Source organism: Bradyrhizobium diazoefficiens USDA 110 (genome assembly GCF_000011365.1).
Taxonomy (GTDB): domain Bacteria; phylum Pseudomonadota; class Alphaproteobacteria; order Rhizobiales; family Xanthobacteraceae; genus Bradyrhizobium; species Bradyrhizobium diazoefficiens.
On the sequence record NC_004463.1, the window covers coordinates 8,655,587 to 8,671,338 of the forward strand.

General features: G+C 65.0%; 15 protein-coding genes. 8 read left to right on the top strand and 7 right to left on the bottom strand.

Features of this window, described 5'->3' with window-relative positions; translation table 11 throughout:
* The first annotated feature begins 79 nt into the window (after positions 1–79).
* The 4 genes from BJA_RS40080 to BJA_RS40095 all read left to right on the top strand — a co-directional run bounded on the left by BJA_RS40080 (position 80) and on the right by BJA_RS40095 (position 4,305).
* Positions 80–1,222: an alpha/beta hydrolase gene (locus BJA_RS40080; RefSeq protein ID WP_038966126.1), complete on the top strand. Its 1,143-nt coding sequence runs from the start codon at positions 80–82 to the stop codon at positions 1,220–1,222.
* A gap of 87 nt (positions 1,223–1,309) precedes the next feature.
* Positions 1,310–2,281 (top strand): iron exporter MbfA, encoded by a 972-nt coding sequence (gene mbfA / locus BJA_RS40085; RefSeq protein ID WP_011090619.1) that lies wholly within the window; start codon positions 1,310–1,312, stop codon positions 2,279–2,281.
* A 163-nt stretch (positions 2,282–2,444) separates the two neighbouring features.
* The gene (locus tag BJA_RS40090; protein WP_011090620.1) at positions 2,445–3,917 is read left to right on the top strand and encodes an amidase; all 1,473 of its coding nucleotides are present in this window, start codon (positions 2,445–2,447) and stop codon (positions 3,915–3,917) included.
* A gap of 34 nt (positions 3,918–3,951) precedes the next feature.
* The gene (locus tag BJA_RS40095) at positions 3,952–4,305 is read left to right on the top strand and encodes a nuclear transport factor 2 family protein (RefSeq protein WP_038966125.1); all 354 of its coding nucleotides are present in this window, start codon (positions 3,952–3,954) and stop codon (positions 4,303–4,305) included.
* 146 nt (positions 4,306–4,451) lie between these two features.
* Here BJA_RS40095 and BJA_RS40100 read toward each other — a convergent pair whose 3' ends face one another.
* Complete coding sequence (locus BJA_RS40100; RefSeq protein WP_011090622.1) at positions 4,452–5,540, bottom strand: Zn-dependent alcohol dehydrogenase; 1,089 nt, start codon at positions 5,538–5,540, stop codon at positions 4,452–4,454.
* Positions 5,541–5,584: 44 nt separating this feature from the next.
* Positions 5,585–7,369: an acyl-CoA dehydrogenase family protein gene (locus BJA_RS40105; RefSeq protein ID WP_011090623.1), complete on the bottom strand. Its 1,785-nt coding sequence runs from the start codon at positions 7,367–7,369 to the stop codon at positions 5,585–5,587.
* A gap of 234 nt (positions 7,370–7,603) precedes the next feature.
* Between BJA_RS40105 and BJA_RS40110 the strand changes: the two genes are divergently transcribed.
* Together BJA_RS40110 and BJA_RS40115 are read left to right on the top strand one after the other, a co-directional pair.
* The gene (locus BJA_RS40110; protein ID WP_011090624.1) at positions 7,604–8,305 is read left to right on the top strand and encodes an SDR family oxidoreductase; all 702 of its coding nucleotides are present in this window, start codon (positions 7,604–7,606) and stop codon (positions 8,303–8,305) included.
* 129 nt (positions 8,306–8,434) lie between these two features.
* Entirely contained in the window at positions 8,435–9,265 is an 831-nt protein-coding gene (locus tag BJA_RS40115) for an enoyl-CoA hydratase (protein WP_011090625.1), read from the top strand.
* A gap of 232 nt (positions 9,266–9,497) precedes the next feature.
* Here the strand turns inward: BJA_RS40115 and BJA_RS40120 are convergent, their stop codons facing one another.
* Positions 9,498–10,121 (bottom strand): GNAT family N-acetyltransferase, encoded by a 624-nt coding sequence (locus BJA_RS40120; RefSeq protein ID WP_011090626.1) that lies wholly within the window; start codon positions 10,119–10,121, stop codon positions 9,498–9,500.
* A gap of 68 nt (positions 10,122–10,189) precedes the next feature.
* The gene (locus BJA_RS40125; protein WP_011090627.1) at positions 10,190–10,393 is read right to left on the bottom strand and encodes a DUF1127 domain-containing protein; all 204 of its coding nucleotides are present in this window, start codon (positions 10,391–10,393) and stop codon (positions 10,190–10,192) included.
* A 110-nt stretch (positions 10,394–10,503) separates the two neighbouring features.
* Here BJA_RS40125 and BJA_RS40130 point away from each other — a divergent pair, with 110 nt between their 5' ends.
* Both BJA_RS40130 and BJA_RS40135 read left to right on the top strand, forming a co-directional pair.
* The gene (locus tag BJA_RS40130) at positions 10,504–11,403 is read left to right on the top strand and encodes a transcriptional regulator GcvA (protein ID WP_011090628.1); all 900 of its coding nucleotides are present in this window, start codon (positions 10,504–10,506) and stop codon (positions 11,401–11,403) included.
* Positions 11,404–11,546: 143 nt separating this feature from the next.
* A complete protein-coding gene (locus BJA_RS40135) occupies positions 11,547–12,878 on the top strand; it encodes an MFS transporter (protein WP_011090629.1) in 1,332 nt (443 codons plus the stop codon).
* A 115-nt stretch (positions 12,879–12,993) separates the two neighbouring features.
* On the opposite strand, the gene BJA_RS40140 is transcribed toward BJA_RS40135, so the two are convergent.
* The 3 genes from BJA_RS40140 to BJA_RS40150 are packed head-to-tail and all read right to left on the bottom strand — an operon-like array spanning position 12,994 to position 15,598.
* A complete protein-coding gene (locus BJA_RS40140) occupies positions 12,994–13,407 on the bottom strand; it encodes a Rieske (2Fe-2S) protein (RefSeq protein WP_011090630.1) in 414 nt (137 codons plus the stop codon).
* A complete protein-coding gene (locus BJA_RS40145; RefSeq protein ID WP_011090631.1) occupies positions 13,407–14,516 on the bottom strand; it encodes an amidohydrolase family protein in 1,110 nt (369 codons plus the stop codon). Before BJA_RS40145 ends, BJA_RS40140 begins: the two co-directional genes overlap by 1 nt.
* Positions 14,517–14,539: 23 nt before the next feature.
* A complete protein-coding gene (locus BJA_RS40150; RefSeq protein ID WP_038966124.1) occupies positions 14,540–15,598 on the bottom strand; it encodes an amidohydrolase family protein in 1,059 nt (352 codons plus the stop codon).
* Positions 15,599–15,752 lie beyond the last annotated feature (154 nt).

Here is a 15,752-nt window from a genome sequence, read left to right on the forward strand (position 1 = left end):
GCGCGCCGTGCCCACCACTCCTTATGGTGGGCACGCTCCGCTTTGCCCACCCTACGATTCCACCCGTGTGGAGAAAGCAATGACAGCACTCCCCGACATCCCCCTGCCCGCCGGAATCCGCGCGCGTTATGTCGACGGCATCAACGGCTTGCGCATGCATGTGCTGGAGGCCGGCTTCGAGTCAAAGGGCCGCTCCTGCATCCTGTTGCTGCACGGCTTTCCCGAGCTGGCCTTCTCCTGGCGCAAGGTGATGCCGGCGCTCGCCGCCGCCGGTTATCACGTGATCGCCCCCGACCAGCGCGGCTACGGGCGCACCACGGGATGGACTGCCGACTACGATGGCGATCTCGCGCCGTTCTCGCTCCTCAACCTTGTGCGCGATGCGCTCTCCCTGGTGTCGGCCTTCGGTTACAAGCAGGTCGATCTCGCCGGGCATGATTTCGGCAGCCCAGTCGCGGCATGGTGTGCGCTGATCCGGCCCGACGTGTTTCGTTCGGTGACGCTGATGAGCGCGCCATTCGGCGGAGCGCCGCCGCTACCATTCAACACAGTTGATCGTCCCGCAAAGCCTGCGGTCGAAGACCCCGTTTATCGCGAGCTTGCCGCGCTGCCGCGTCCGCGCAAGCACTATCAATGGTACTACGCGACACGCGAAGCCAACGCGGACATGCAGCACGCGCCGCAGGGCGTGCACGATTTCCTGCGCGCCTATTATCATCACAAGAGCGCAGACTGGACCGACAACAAACCGTATCCGCTCAAGGCGTGGTCGGCAGACGAACTGGCGAAGCTGCCAACCTACTACGTGATGGACGCCGGCGAGACCATGGCCGAGACGGTCGCGAAGGAGATGCCCTCGCGCGCCGCGATCGCCGCGAACCAATGGCTGCCGGACAGCGACCTCGCCTATTACAGCGCCGAATACGGCCGCACCGGATTTCAGGGCGGGCTGCAATGGTATCGCTACGGTACGTCGGGCATGCTCAACGACGAGATGCAGCTGTTCTCCGGCCGCAGCATCGACGTGCCCTCCTGCTTCATCTCCGGCAGGCAGGATTGGGGCACCTATCAGCGCCCAGGCGTGTTCGAGGCGATGCAGAAAAGCGCGTGCACCATGATGCTCGGCTGCCATCTCGTCGACGGCGCCGGCCATTGGGTGCAGCAGGAGCAGCCGGCCGAGGTGAGCCGGTTGCTGCTCGACTTCCTGGCCAAGACTTCCTGACTAAGTCCCGCGCCGGCTGATTTGACCCAGGAACCACGGCGGCCTATATAATTTAGAATCATTCTAAACTAGTGGGACAGGGCCGTCGTGAAGAATTTTGCCGATCTGACCGAGCGCGAGGTGCTTGCGGTCGCGATCTCCTCCGAGGAGGAGGACAGCCGCATCTACATGACCTTCGCCGAAGATCTGAGAGAGCGTTACCCGGACTCAGCCAAGATCTTCGAACAGATGGCCGAGGAAGAGCGCGGACATCGCCACATGCTGCTGGAGACGTACGAGCAGCGGTTCGGTCCGCACCTGCCTCCCATCCGCCGCGAGGACGTCAAGGGCTTCCTGCGTCGCCGCCCGGTCTGGCTCACCAAGAACCTGTCGCTCGACACCATCCGCAGGGAAGTCGAGACCATGGAACTGCAGGCCGAGCGCTTTTACGTGAAGGCCGCCGAACAGGCGCAGGATGTCGGCGTGCGCCGTTTGCTCGGCGATCTCGCCGAAGCCGAGAAAGGCCACGAAGAGATGGCCGCAAAGCTCTCGGACCAGATCCTGAGCCCGGATGTGCGCGCGGAGGAAGATCGCACCAACCGCCGCATGTTCGTGCTGCAATATGTGCAGCCGGGCCTTGCCGGCCTGATGGACGGATCGGTCTCGACGCTGGCACCGCTGTTTGCCGCCGCGTTCGCCACCCACCAGAACTGGCAGACGTTTCTTGTCGGCCTCGCCGCCTCGATCGGCGCTGGCATCAGCATGGGATTTGCGGAAGCGCTGTCCGACGACGGATCGCTCACGGGGCGCGGCTCGCCATGGCTGCGCGGTCTCACCTGCGGCTTGATGACGACGCTCGGCGGGCTCGGCCACACCGCGCCCTATCTGGTGCCCGACAGCTGGGCCAACGCGTTCTGGATCGCGACGGCGATCGCCGGAGTCGTCGTGTTCTTCGAGCTATGGGCAATCGCCTTCATCCGCTCGCGCTACATGGACACGCCGTTCCTCCAGGCCGTTTTCCAGATCGTGCTCGGCGGCGCCATCGTGCTGGCGGTGGGGATATTGATCGGAGCGGCGTAGTAGCCGCAATCTCGGTGTCATCGCCCGCGAAAGCGGGCGATGACACCGACTTTTTGGCACTGCCCGACGAGCCTCATCCACATATCAATCGCGATCAAACAGCGGTTGCAGCGTTCGGCTAAACTGCTCATCATCCGCAGACAACCAGAGCGGGAGAAGCGCCGTGGCCAAATCGGAATGGAGTTTCAAGAGCGCAGTCGAGCTGTCGGCCGCATTGAGCGCGAAGAAGGTCTCGGCGGTCGAGCTCACGCGGGACGCGATTGGCCGTATCGAGCGTCATGACGGCAAGATCAACGCGATCTGCGTGCGGGATTTCGATCGGGCGCTCGGCGCCGCGCGCGAGGCGGACGCTGCATTGGTCCGCGGCGAGCGCAAGCCGCTGCTCGGCCTGCCCCTGACGATCAAGGAATCCTTTAACATCGCCGGCCTGCCGACGACCTGGGGCTTCGTCCCGCAGAAGGATTTCAAGCCTGTCGAAGACGCGCTGCCGGTCGCACGCATCAAGCAGGCCGGCGGTGTGATCCTCGGCAAGACCAACGTGCCGGTCGGTCTCAGCGACTGGCAGAGCTACAACGACATCTACGGCACCACGAACAACCCCTATGATCTCGGCCGCACGCCGGGTGGATCATCCGGGGGATCTTCGGCAGCCCTCGCCGCAGGCTATTGCGCGCTCGCCACCGGCTCCGACATCGGCGGCTCCCTGCGTGTGCCGGCATTTCATTGCGGCATCTTCGCTCACAAGCCGACCATCAATCTCTGCGCAGCGCGCGGCGAGACTCCGCCGCCGTTTCCGGCCATTCCGCGCGAAGGCGACCTCGCCGTCATCGGTCCGATGGCGCGCACCGCTGCGGATCTCTCCTTGCTGCTCGACGTCATGGCCGGACCGGATCCGCTCGATGCCGGCGTCGCCTACAAACTCGATCTGCCTGTTGCGCGGCATCAGTCGCTGCGCGATTTTCGTGTCCTGGTGATCGAGAGCCATCCGCTGCTGCCGACTGACCGGGACGTGCGCGACGCGATCGACAAGCTCGCCACCGATCTTGCGAAGGCCGGCGTGACGGTCGCGCGCGAGAGCCCGCTGCTTCCGGACTTCGCGGACACGTCGCGGCTTTACATGCGCATGCTGCTGGGCTTCCTCGGCGCGTTCTTCCTGCCCGACGAGCTGGCGGATTCGCAGGCTCGGGCGAGCCAGTTGTCGCCGGAGGACCGAAGCCTCGAAGCGGAGCGGCTGCGCGGCACGATTGCAAGCCACCGCGCCTGGGTGCTCGACGCAGGTAGCCGCGCCGGCCTGCGGGCGCAATGGCGCGCGCTGTTCAAGAGCTTCGACGCGGTGATCTGCCCGATCATGCCGACGCCGGCCTTTCCGCACGATCATTCGCCGGAGCAGAGCCTGCGACGCATCAGCATCGACGGCAAGGACTACCCTTATTCCGACCAGCTCGCCTGGCCGGGCGTCGCGACGCTTCCGGGCCTGCCGGCGACGGCCGTTCCGCTCGGCCTGTCGAAAGACGGCTTGCCCGTCGGCGTCCAGATCGTCGGCCCCTTCCTGGAGGACCGCACCCCCTTGAGGCTCGCCGAACTGATCGAGCGCGAGTTCGGCGGCTTCACACCGCCGCCATTGTTCTATGATTAGTCCTGTCGTCAACGACCACCGGGGAGAGAACGTCATGAGCCAGGACATGGAAGAGCTCACCGCGCTCAACCGCGACTACGTTGCCTCCGTGCAGAACTGCGACGTCAAGCGGTTCGACCAGATCCTGGCGCCGGAGTTCTATTGCTCGAATCCCGACAAGACATTGGTCGACCGCGCCGCTTTCCTGGAACAGACGGCGCGGCCGATCGCGATCCGGAACCTCAGGGAGCACGACGTCATCATCCGCATCATGGGCGACTTCGCCATCATCCACGCAGCGACAAGCTACACCACGGCGGACGGTCAGCAGGCGACGGGCCGCTACACCGATTGCTGGGCGAAGAAGAACGGCAGATGGCTCGCGGTGTCGGCGCACGTGTCGCGGTGAGGCGGGCAAACCATCCTCACACTCCGCTGTCATGCCCCGGCTTGACCGGGGCATCCAGTACTCCGCGGCGACAGTTGGCTCACACAACTCCCGCTGCGGAGTACTGGATCGCCCGCCTTCGCGGGCGATGACACCATCAATGTGGATCAACTATCAAATACGATCACGCTCCGCAGCGTCTTGCCGGCCTTCATGTTGGCAAAGCCCTCGTTGATCTCCGACAGCTTCAGCTTGGCGGAGATCCAGTCCTCCAGGTGCAGCCGCCCTCGCAGATAGAAGTCGACCAGGCGCGGCATGTCGACGCGGAAATGGTTGGAGCCCATGGACGAGCCCTGGATCTTGCGTTCGCGCAGGAAGTCGAAGCCGTGCAGCTCGATCTTCTGGCCGAACGGGATCATGCCGACGATGGTGGCGGTGCCGCCGGAGGCGAGCATGGCGAAGGCCTGCTCGGCGGTCTCCTTGCGGCCGAGCACCTCGAAGGAGTGATGCACGCCGCCATTGGTGAGATCGCGGACCTGCTTCACCACGTCGCCGTCGGCGGGGTTGATGATATCGGTCGCACCCAGCTTGGTCGCGAGCTGGAGTTTTGCGGGATTGGTGTCGATGGCAATGATGCGGCCGGCGCCGGCAATCTGCGCGCCGTTGATCGCGGCCATGCCGACGCCGCCGCAGCCGATCACCGCGACGGTCTCGCCGGCCGTCACCTTCGCCGTATTCACCACTGCGCCATAGCCGGTGATGACGCCGCACCCGATCAGCGCGGCGAGATCAAGCGGCATCTCCTTCCTGATTTTGACGATCGCGTTCTCGTGCACCAGCATCTGCTCGGCAAAGGACGAGAGGTTGAGGAACTGGTGCAGCTTTTCGGAGCGAGACCATTGCATGCGGTCGGAGACGCCCGGCAGCAGCTTCACCGTGGTGTCGGTGCAGAGCACGGTGCGGCCCGTGGTGCAGTTGTCGCAGGTGCCGCAGAACACGGACAGGCAGGTGACGACGTGATCGCCCGGCTTCACATAGGTGACGTCGGAGCCGACCTGCTCGACCACGCCGGCGGATTCATGCCCGAGCACCGCGGGCAGCGGATGCGGATACAGCCCTTCCATGAAGTGCAGGTCGGAGTGGCAGAGGCCGGCGACCGATGTGCGGATCAGGACCTCGCGCGGGCCGGGCTTCGGCAGGCTGACATCCTCGATGACCAGAGGCTTGTTGACTTCATAGAGGACGGCGGCCTTCATCGAGCACTCCCTGTCGTTTTTTTTGCTTTGAACGCGGGCGCAGCCTACGCTGCCAGAACCAGTTCGCCAACCTCGCCCATGCCGGCATCGCGCTCGCCGAGCAGCAGCGCGGCGATCTTCGCTTGCGTGGCATTTTCCGTCAGCCGGAACGGATCGCTTGGCGCGACCCGGTGATCGATCACGAGGCGCGACAGCAGCAGCCGGCGTGCATCGCCGCGCATGGCGTGGATGCGATGCGCTTCCCAGGCGAGCGCGACGGCGCTGGCGACATGATAGAGCAGGCTCGTCGCGCGGCGCGCGTCGGCCTCGTTCTCGGCCTTGCCCGCAACCTCGCGCGCGAAGCCGACCGCGCGATCGGTGAGCGTGTGCAAACGGTCGCGCCAGGCCTGCGGCACCGAGGCGCTGTCATCGAGCCGGGCGTGCAGATCCGCGGCCAGCGCGGATTCCGCGCCATGGCGACCGACCGCGCGCCTCAGCGCATCGATCGCGACGATATTGCCGGTGCCTTCCCAGACCGAGCCGAGATGGGCGTCGCGCAGCAGCCGTGCGGTGGCGAATTCCTCGATATAGCCGATGCCGCCGCGCATCTCGAGCGCATCGCCGCAGACTTTTCGTGCATCGCGCGTGGCGCGGAATTTCAATGTCGGGGTGAGGATGCGCAGCAGCGCCGCCGCGTCCTGGCTGCCGGCCTCGGCGCGGTCGAGCGCGTCCGCCGTGAGGAAGCTCATCGACAGCGCCTGCTCGACCGGCAGCATGATCTTCAGCATCTGCCGCCGGCCGAGCGGCAGGTCGATGATGCGGCTGCCGAACACCACGCGGTTCTTCGCGACCGTCATGGCGTCATGGTAGGCGCGGCGCATCAGCGCGGTGGATTTCACGCCGTTGGAGAGCCGCGACGAGTTCACCATCTCGGCCATCTGCACGAAGCCGCGGTCGAGCTTGCCGACCGCGTAGGCGATCGCGCCTTCGAGCTTGATCTCGCCCGAGGCCATCGAGCGCGTGCCGAGCTTGTCCTTCAGACGCACGATCCGGTAGTGGTTCTGCGAGCCGTCGTCGAGGAAGCGCAGCATCAGGAACAGGCCGACGCCGCGGGTGCCGGGGCCGGCGCCTTCGGGGCGCGCCAGCAGCATCACGACTTTCGCATCGGCGTTCGAGCAGAACCATTTTTCGCCGTACAGGCGCCAATGATCGCCCTCCTGCACGGCGCGCGTCGTGAGCGTGCCGACGTCGGAGCCGCCCTCCTTCTCGGTCATGAACTGGCCGCCCTGGGTCAGCTTGGTCATGTCGGTCTGGGTGAGACCATCGAGATATTTCGCCTTCAGCGCCTCGCTGCCGAAATTCGCCAGGAGTTTTGCGCAGCCGTCGGTGACGTTGATCGGACAGCCCATACCGAATTCGGTCTGATTGAACAGGAAGGTGAAGGCGTGCTTTGCCACTACAGGATATTTGTCCGGCCAGCCCATGATGCCCTTGCGGATCGACAGCGCGTGGATGCCGAACTCGCCGAACGCGGCTTTCTCCAGTTCGCGATAGGCCGGGTGGTATTCGATCCACTGCACGTCGCGGCCGAACTTGTCGCGCTGGTGCAGCACCGGCGTGTGGCGGTCGGCCAGCCGCGCACATTCGTCGAGGGTTCCGCCGGCGAGCTCGCCGAGGCGATCGAGATGCGGCTCGATGTGACGGAACAGCGTCTCCGGCAGATGGATGCGCAAGAGATCCGTCAGCGCCTGATCGGCGCGGTAGAAATTCATGCCTGACGTATCGGGCGCCAGCAGGCCGGATGGTGCGGCCGCGGCATTTTTCGGCTGCGCTGTGACCGGCTTGTGCATGATCGTCCTCTTCGTTTCCGCCCGACGGCAATTCTTAGCGCTTGCCGCTTTGGATGATGTCGATCATGCTCCAGCCGCGGATGCGGATAAAGCCGCAAATTGTCAGGGAGGCATGATCGCCGTGAAGGAGCAATTCGCTCTGCGGAATTATGACCGACCGGGCCTGCACCCCGGCTGGTTGTCCGGGTGGCGGATGCATAGATCAGCGGCTTCCCGTCTCTGAGAGATCACGCCATGGAACATCCGAAATACAAGATCGCGCTCATCGTCGGCGCCGGCGAAGGCTTGAGCGCCTCGCTGGCGCGGCTGCTGTCCACACAAGGCATTCGCGTGGCGCTTGCCGCGCGGAAGATCGAGAAGCTGGGCGCGCTCTGCACCGAGACCGGTGCCAAAGCCTATGCCTGCAACGCCACCGAGCCGGATGAGGTCGAGCGCCTGTTCGGCCTCGTCGAGCGCGAGATCGGCACGCCCGACCTCGTCGTCTACAATGCCAGCGGCCGCACGCGCGGGCCGTTCGTCGATCTCGTTCCGGCCGATGTCGCGCAGGCCATCGCGGTCAGCGCCTATGGCGGCTTCCTGGTGGCGCAGCAGGCGGCCAAGCGCATGCTGCCGAACAAGCACGGCGCGATCCTGTTCACCGGCGCCTCGGCCAGCGTCAAGGGCTATGCGCAGTCCGCTTCCTTCGCGATGGGCAAGTTCGCGCTGCGCGGGCTCGCCCAGAGCCTGGCGCGCGAGCTGTCGCCGCAAGGCATCCATGTCGCGCATTTCGTGATCGATGGCGGCATCAGGAGCGCGGCGCGGACGGAGCCGGAAGACAAGCCGGACTCCATGCTCGATCCTGATGCGATCGCACAGAGCTACTGGAACGTGCTGCAGCAGCCGCGCAGCGCCTGGAGCTGGGAGCTGGAGCTGCGGCCGTGGGTGGAGAAGTTTTAGTTGAGTTTGTCTTTCCGGGGCGGCTCGAAGAGCCGAACTATGGTGCGCATTTGCGCACCTGAGAATCTCGAGATTCCGGGTTCGATGCTTCGCATCGCCCCGGAATGACAACAATGAACGGGAAGCGACATGACCACCGAAACCACCGTCGATACGGGCACCAGCGAACTCCTCTGCGTCATCCGCGACCGCGTCGCAGTGATCACGCTGAACCGGCCGGAGGCGCGCAATTCGCTGTCGGACAGCCTGACGCCGGCGCTGCGGACGATGATCCGCACCTGCGGCGAGAGCCCCGATGTCGGCGCGCTGCTGATCACCGGCGCGGGCGAAGCGTTCTGCGCCGGCGGCAACGTCAAGGGCATGGGCGCGCATCGCGATCCGAAGAAGCTGGAGATGTCGCTGGAAGATCGGGTCGCCGATCTCCAGGAGCGGCAGCGGCTGCTCACCGGCGCGCTGGTCTCGGTGCGCAAGCCGACGATCGCCGCGCTCCCCGGTCCCGCGGTCGGCGCAGGGCTTGCGATCGCCATGGCCTGCGACATCCGCATCGCCGCGCAATCCGCCTTCGTCGCCACCGGCTATGCCCGCATCGCACTCAGTGGCGATTACGGCATCGCCTGGCTGCTCACCCGCCTCGTCGGCACCGCCCGGGCGCGCGAGCTGATGTTCACCGGCGACAGGGTCGATGCCGCGCGTTGTGAGGCCATCGGCCTCGTCAACCGCGTCGTGCCTGACGACAAGCTACAAGCCGAAGCCTTCGCGCTGGCAAAGTCGCTCGCCGAAGGCCCGCGCCTCGCGCTGCGCTACATGAAGGACAATCTCGACGAAGCCATCCAGTTCGATTTCGAGACCGCCCGCGACCACGAGGCCGAACGACTGATCCGCCTCACCGCGACCGCCGATCACAAGGAAGCGGTGCAGGCCTTCATCGAGAAGCGCAAGGCGGTGTTCACGGGGAAGTAACAGGCCCTTCACAGTCAGGAATCGAACCTGGATGGTGCAACGAGCCGTCATTCCGGGGCGATGCGCAGCATCGAGCCCGGAATCCATTGGGCCGCGAGACACGCGGTGAAATGGATTTCGGGTTCGCGCTACGCGCCCCGGAATGACGGCTTGGGAATATCTACGCGACGACGACTGCTTAAGGCAAAAAAATGCCCGGCTCAGGTTGACCCGGGCCGGGCTTGCAGTGGTGTCAGGCCGAGGCTGAGGGGCTGTCGGCCTGACGGGAAAGGGCGGCGAGACGCCAGCTCGCGCAGGGAATGTCCTTCGGTGCGACCGCGATCTCCTTGTCGAAGCGCACCAGCTTCCAGTCATCGGGGTGATTGACGAAGGCAAATCCGGATTTGCGGGCGAGCGAGATCATGGTCTCGTTGGAGCGCAGCGTATCGCCGAACATGTGCTCGGCGCCGAGCGCCGCGGCGCGGCACTCAAGATTTTTCATGAGCGCAGTGGCGATGCCGTGGCCCTGCCAGCGATCGTCGACCGACAGGCCGAACTCGAGCGTCGCGGTTTCGGCATGCAGCGCGTAGCGCGCCTCGGCGACGATGGTCTCGAAGCCGTCGACCATCTTGGTCGCGACCACGGTGAAGCGCTCGCGCTCGCCCACCTGGAGGAAGTCGTGTAGCAGGCCCTTCGGCAATTCGCTGATCGCGCCGAAGAAGCGGTTGTAGCGGGAGCGGGTCGAGAGCGAACGGAAATAGTGCTGAAGCTCCTCGGTGTCGCGCGGCTCGACGAAGCGAACGTTGATCGCCTCGCCCTGCCGGGTGCGCAGGGCGTCCGAATATTGCTTCAGATCTTCCAGGCGAAGAGTGCTCATGACACATGCCCTGAGAAAGAGGGACCGCCGGCGCCCCTGTAATCAGGCGGCGCCGGCCTGGCGGCCAATCAGGCCCGCCAGAAGGGTTTGTCGGCCTCATAGGCGATGTCGGACCAGGACAGGCCGACGTCGTGGAGGTCGCGGGCGGTCCATTTGGTCAGCTCGCGGCGGGTCCGGTAGCGCTCGTGCCAGACATGAAGCGTCTCGCCGATCTGCTGGATCAGGCCGGGCGCATGATGATTTGTCATCGAATTCTGGGTCAAGGTAGACATTTTCAGCTCCTGGAGCTAACTTGGCCGCTAATATCTGCGCTCGATCGCACTGCGACAAACGACAATTTGTACCTCTTCGCATGAAATAACGTCATGTATCCTGCTGCCAGATGACTGCCAGATTGCCCTCCCTGAACGGATTGCGGGCGTTCGAGGCGGCCGCGCGCCATCTCAGCTTCACGCTGGCGGCGAGCGAGCTGAACGTGACGCAGACCGCGATCAGCCATCAGATCCGGCGATTGGAGGAGGAGCTCGGCATCCGCCTGTTCATCCGGCAGAACCGCGCGCTGGCGCTGACGCCGGAAGCGCGCGACTATCTGCCGGGCGTCCGCGCCGCCTTCAACGACCTCCGCCTCGCCACCGACCGCCTGCTGCGCAGGGACGACGACAAGGTGCTGACGCTCTCGACGCTGGCCTCGCTTGCCGCAAAATGGCTGCTGCCGCGGCTGACGGATTTCCAGGAGCAGCATCCCGGCATCGACGTGCGGATCACCACGTCGACCAGCCTCGTCGACTTCCAGCGCGACGATGTCGATGCCGCAATCCGCTACGGCCGCGGCCAGTGGCCGGGCCTGCGTGCCGACTGGCTGATGGCGGACGAGCTGTTTCCGGTGTGCAGTCCGTCACTGCTGCGCGGTGACAAGCCGCTGCAGCGTCCGGAGGATCTGCGAAATCATCCGCTGCTGCACACCTCCAACGCCAACAGCGACGACTGGCGGCTGTGGCTGACGGCGGCAGGCCTGCCGGCCGATATCGCCAAGCAGCCCGGCATCACCTTCGACATGATCTTCATGACCATCCAGGCCGCGATCGACGGCATCGGCGTGGCGATGGGGCGGACATCCTACGTGCAGGACGACATCGCCAAGGGCCGCCTCGTCGTCCCCTTCAAGATCGCGCTGCCGGCCGATGCGGGCTTCTACCTGGTCGCGCCGGAGGGTCGCCGCGAGGCGCCAAAGCTCGCCGCGTTCCGTCAATGGATCGTCGCTGCAACGCAAAATAAAGCCTGAAAAATCATCAGCTTCCTCTGGAAAACCGATTGACTCGCCGCGCCCTGCGCGGGAAGGGGTAGGACAGATTGTCGCAGCAGCACAACCTGTCGCCTGCCGAGAAGTGAGTTCCGGTCCGGCCACACTTGAAGGGGAGTAACGTCATGGCTGGACCAGCCACCTCAACCAATCCGCCCGAGATCAAGTCGCGCATCGGCGCGATCCTGCGCGCCACATCCGGCAATTTCCTCGAGCAGTTCGACTTCTTCCTGTTCGGCTTCTACGCCGCCGCCATCGGCAAGGCGTTCTTCCCCTCCACCAACGAGACGGCCTCGCTGCTCAACACGTTCGGCGTGTTCTGGCTCGGCGCCCTGATGCGGCCCGTCGGCGCGATCGTGCTCGGGGCCTACATCGACCGCATCGGCCGCCGCCAGGGCCTGATCGTCACGCTCGGCATCATGGCCATCGGCACGGTCGTGATCGCGTTCTGCCCGAGCTACGCGACCATCGGCATCGCAGCGCCCGTCATCGTGCTGATCGGCCGCCTGCTGCAGGGCTTCTCCGCCGGCGTCGAGCTCGGCGGCGTGTCGGTCTATCTCGCCGAGATCTCGACGCCCGGCAACCGCGGCTTCTACACCTCGTTCCAGTCGTCGAGCCAGCAGGTCGCGATCTTCGTGGCCTCGATCCTCGGCTATCTTCTCTCCGAGGTGATGCCCGCCGACACGGTGGCCGCCTGGGGCTGGCGTATTCCCTTCTTCGTCGGCTGCCTGATCATCCCCCTGATCTTCTTCCTGCGGCGCACGCTCGAGGAAACGCCGGCCTTCCTCGCCATGAAGAAGCATCCCACGGCGAGCGAGGTATTCGCCTCCGCGCTCGCCAACTGGCGCATCGTCATCCTCGGCATGATGATCGCGATCCTGACCACGACGACGTTCTACTTCGTCACCGTGTACACGCCGACGTTCGGCAAGACCGTGCTGAAGCTGTCGACGCAGGACGCGCTGCTGGTGACGCTGCTGGTCGCCGTAACCAACTTCTTCTGGAATCCGGTCGGCGGCGCGCTGTCCGACCGCATCGGCCGCAAGCCGGTGCTGATCACCATCGCCTGCCTGTCGCTCGTCACCGCCTACCCCGCGCTGCACTGGCTGGTGGCGGCGCCGACCTTCGGCAAGCTGCTCGCGGTCGAGATGATGTTCTCGTTCTATTTCGGCGTCTACAGCGGCACCATGCTCGGCGCCCTCGTCGAGATCGTGCCGGCGCATGTCCGCACCACCTGCTTCTCGCTCGCCTTCGCGCTCGCAGCCGCGCTGTTCGGCACCTTCACGCCGTTCGCCTCGACCTGGTTGATCGAGCGGACCGGCGACAAGGCCTCGCCCGGCTTCTGGCTGATGTTCGCCGCCCTGCTCGGCATCATCGCGGCCTCGACGGTGTATCGCGGCGGCGGCAAGGCGGTGCCGACCTATGATGCGGTGGCGGAGCCGGTTGCGGGGCGTTGACGGTCATTCTGGGGCGCCTCGAAGAGGCGAGCCCGGAATCCATTTCTCCCAGCATTCCAGACGCACGATGGATTCCGGGTTCAGCCCTGCGGGCTGTCCCGGAATGACAGTGGGACTACAGCTCCACCACCACGTAGTCGCTCTCGACCTTCACCGGGATCGTCTCGGCGACGTACGGCCCCTTCACGACGCTCGCGCCAGGCGCGACATGGGCCGGATAGGCCTTCACGCGGAAGCGGCGGGGGTCGCAATAGGACTGGCCGGTGCGGATGTCGAACTCCCAGCCATGCCAGGGACAGCGGATGATCTCGCCAAGCCTGGTGTATTCGATCTCGCCGGGGTCGCTCGATTGCGCGAGCCCGATCAGCGGGCCCTCGCACAGCGCCGCGCCCTGATGCGGGCAGCGGTTCATCAGGCCGAAATATTCGCCCTTGATGTTGAAGACCGCGATCGGCCGTCCCTCGATCTCCAGGAATTTTCGCGTGCCGGGTGGCAACTCATCGACCGGCGCAATCACGTGACGCGCCATCAATTGATTCCGTACAGCTTGCGCGCATTGCCGAGATAAAACGCCTCGCGGTTGGTATCGCTGACGCCCGCCGGCAAGATGCGCGACGGTTCGTCGTAGTCCCAGTGCGGATAATCGGTCGCGAACAGCAGGCGGTCCCAGCCGATCCACTTGATGACGTCGAACAGATCCTCGCGCCGCTCCGGATCCTCCATCGGCTGCGTCGTCCACCACACCTGCTCGCGGATATATTCCGACGGCGGACGCTTCACATGCGGCACTTCGCTCCTGAGCCGCTGCCAGGCCTTGTCCAATCGCCACGCAAGCGACGGCGCCCAGCCGAAGCCGGCCTCGATCATCACCATCTTCAGCTTCGGGAAGCGTTCGAACACGCCTTCAAGCACGAGGCTGGCCAGCGCCGATTGCTGGCACTGCGAATGTCCCACCATCTCCTCGATGTAATAGGAAGGCCAGCCCGACGGCGTGATCGGGTTGCCGCCGAAGCCGAAGGCGTGGACGCCGACGGGAAGGCCGGCCTCTTCCGCGGCCTGATAGATCGGCCAGTAGCGGCGCTGGCCGAGCGGCTCGACGTTGCGGCTGAGCAGCAGCACCTGAACGAAATTCTTGTCGCCGGCGCGCTCGCGGATTTCGGCGGCCGCCGACAGCCCGTCCTCATTGCCGACGACGATGGACGCTTTCAGCCGTTTGTCCTTGCTGGTCCATTTGTCGATCTGCCAGTCGTTGATCGCCGAGCACAAAGCGGCCGAGAGCTCGTGATTGCGGATGCCCTGCCCGGCATTGAGCGGATTGAGCACGCCCAGCTGCACGTTGTTGGGGTCGAGCAGCTGCTTCTGCATGAAGGAGAGCGAGGAGCCCTGCGGCCCGCCTTCCGGCGGATAGGCGTCGCGGCGCGAGGCGTTGGGCTGGGCCTTCGGATAGGGCGGGCCTTCCATCATGCCCTGATAGGCGTGCACGCCATAGACTTCGAGATGATGCTGCCAGCGTTTGGCGAGATAGGGATAGAGCTCGGTGCGGGTCGCGCGGGCCGGATGGATGTCACAATCCGCGATCGCGGTCTTGGTCGTCAGGGGGGAAGCGGCTTCGGTGCTCTCGCGGAATTGAATATTCATCGCCTTGCCTCCTTTTGCAGCGGCTAAGTCAGGCGGGGATAGGTCGCATGCGGATTGTCGATCATGATCTTGCGCACGAGATCGGGGGTGAGGCCCTGGGGGAGCGCGTCCTGGCCGTCGAACTGCCAGTGTGGATAGTCCGTGGAGAATAGGACCAATTCATCCGACTGCATATGATCAAACAGGCGAATTAATGTCTCGGGTTCCGGCGGCGCATCAAATGGCTGTAACGAGAAGCGGATGTTGCTGCGCACAAGTTCCAGCGGCGCGCGATCGACCCAGGGCGTCTCCATCCGCACCCCGCGCCAGAATTTGTGAAGCCGCCAGAGAAAGGGGGAGATCCAGGACACGCCGGACTCCAGCATCACCATTTTCAGCCGCGGATATTTGGCGAACACGCCCTCGACGATCACGCTGGTGAGCTGGGTCTGGAACGCCTGGGCCTGACCGACATAATCCTCGATGTGATAGGAACCCCAGCCCACCGCGGTCGGCGGATTGTGATAGGCGGAACCGGCATGAATGCCGACCGCGAGGTCCAGCCGCTCCGCGGCCTCGTAGATCGGCCACAGCGCGCGCTTGCCGAGCGGCACGTCGCCCATCACCAGCATCAACACCTGTACGAAACGGCGGTCGTGCGCGCAGCGTTCGATCTCGGCGACGGCCTTCTCGACGCTTTGCGTGGGGATCACGATCGAGCCGCGCAGCCGCTTGTCACGATCGAGCCATTCCTTCACCAGCCAGTCGTTCAGCGCACGGCAGAAGGCGGCCTGCATGTCCTCGGAAAACACCATCTGCACGGCGTAGAGCGGATTGCAGATGGCATGGCTGACCTGAAAAGGATCGAGCACATGGCGCTGCATGTCTTCCAGGCTCGCGCCCGGCTTGCCGCTCTCGGGACGCCAATCGGGGCGCGCCACGATCGGCGAGTTCTGCGGGTAGGATTGCGAGACGAGGTCCATCATGCCGCGCGTCGTCACCTGATCGCGCCAATAGTCGTTCAGGTACGGCAGCAGGCTGGTCAGATGCGGCACGGCCGGATGCACGTCGCAATCCACCCCGCCGGCGATCAGGGACGCCATCACGTCTCCTTCACGTTTCCTCGTCACGTCTTCTCGCGGTCGGCTTGGCCGCTCCGCCTTGTGTGCGCCATTCAAGCAGGCCTGACCGTCGCCCGCAACTCGGCCAAGGCAGCCAGCTTATGCTAGGAAGGCTGAGCTCGGTTGCGAGGGAATG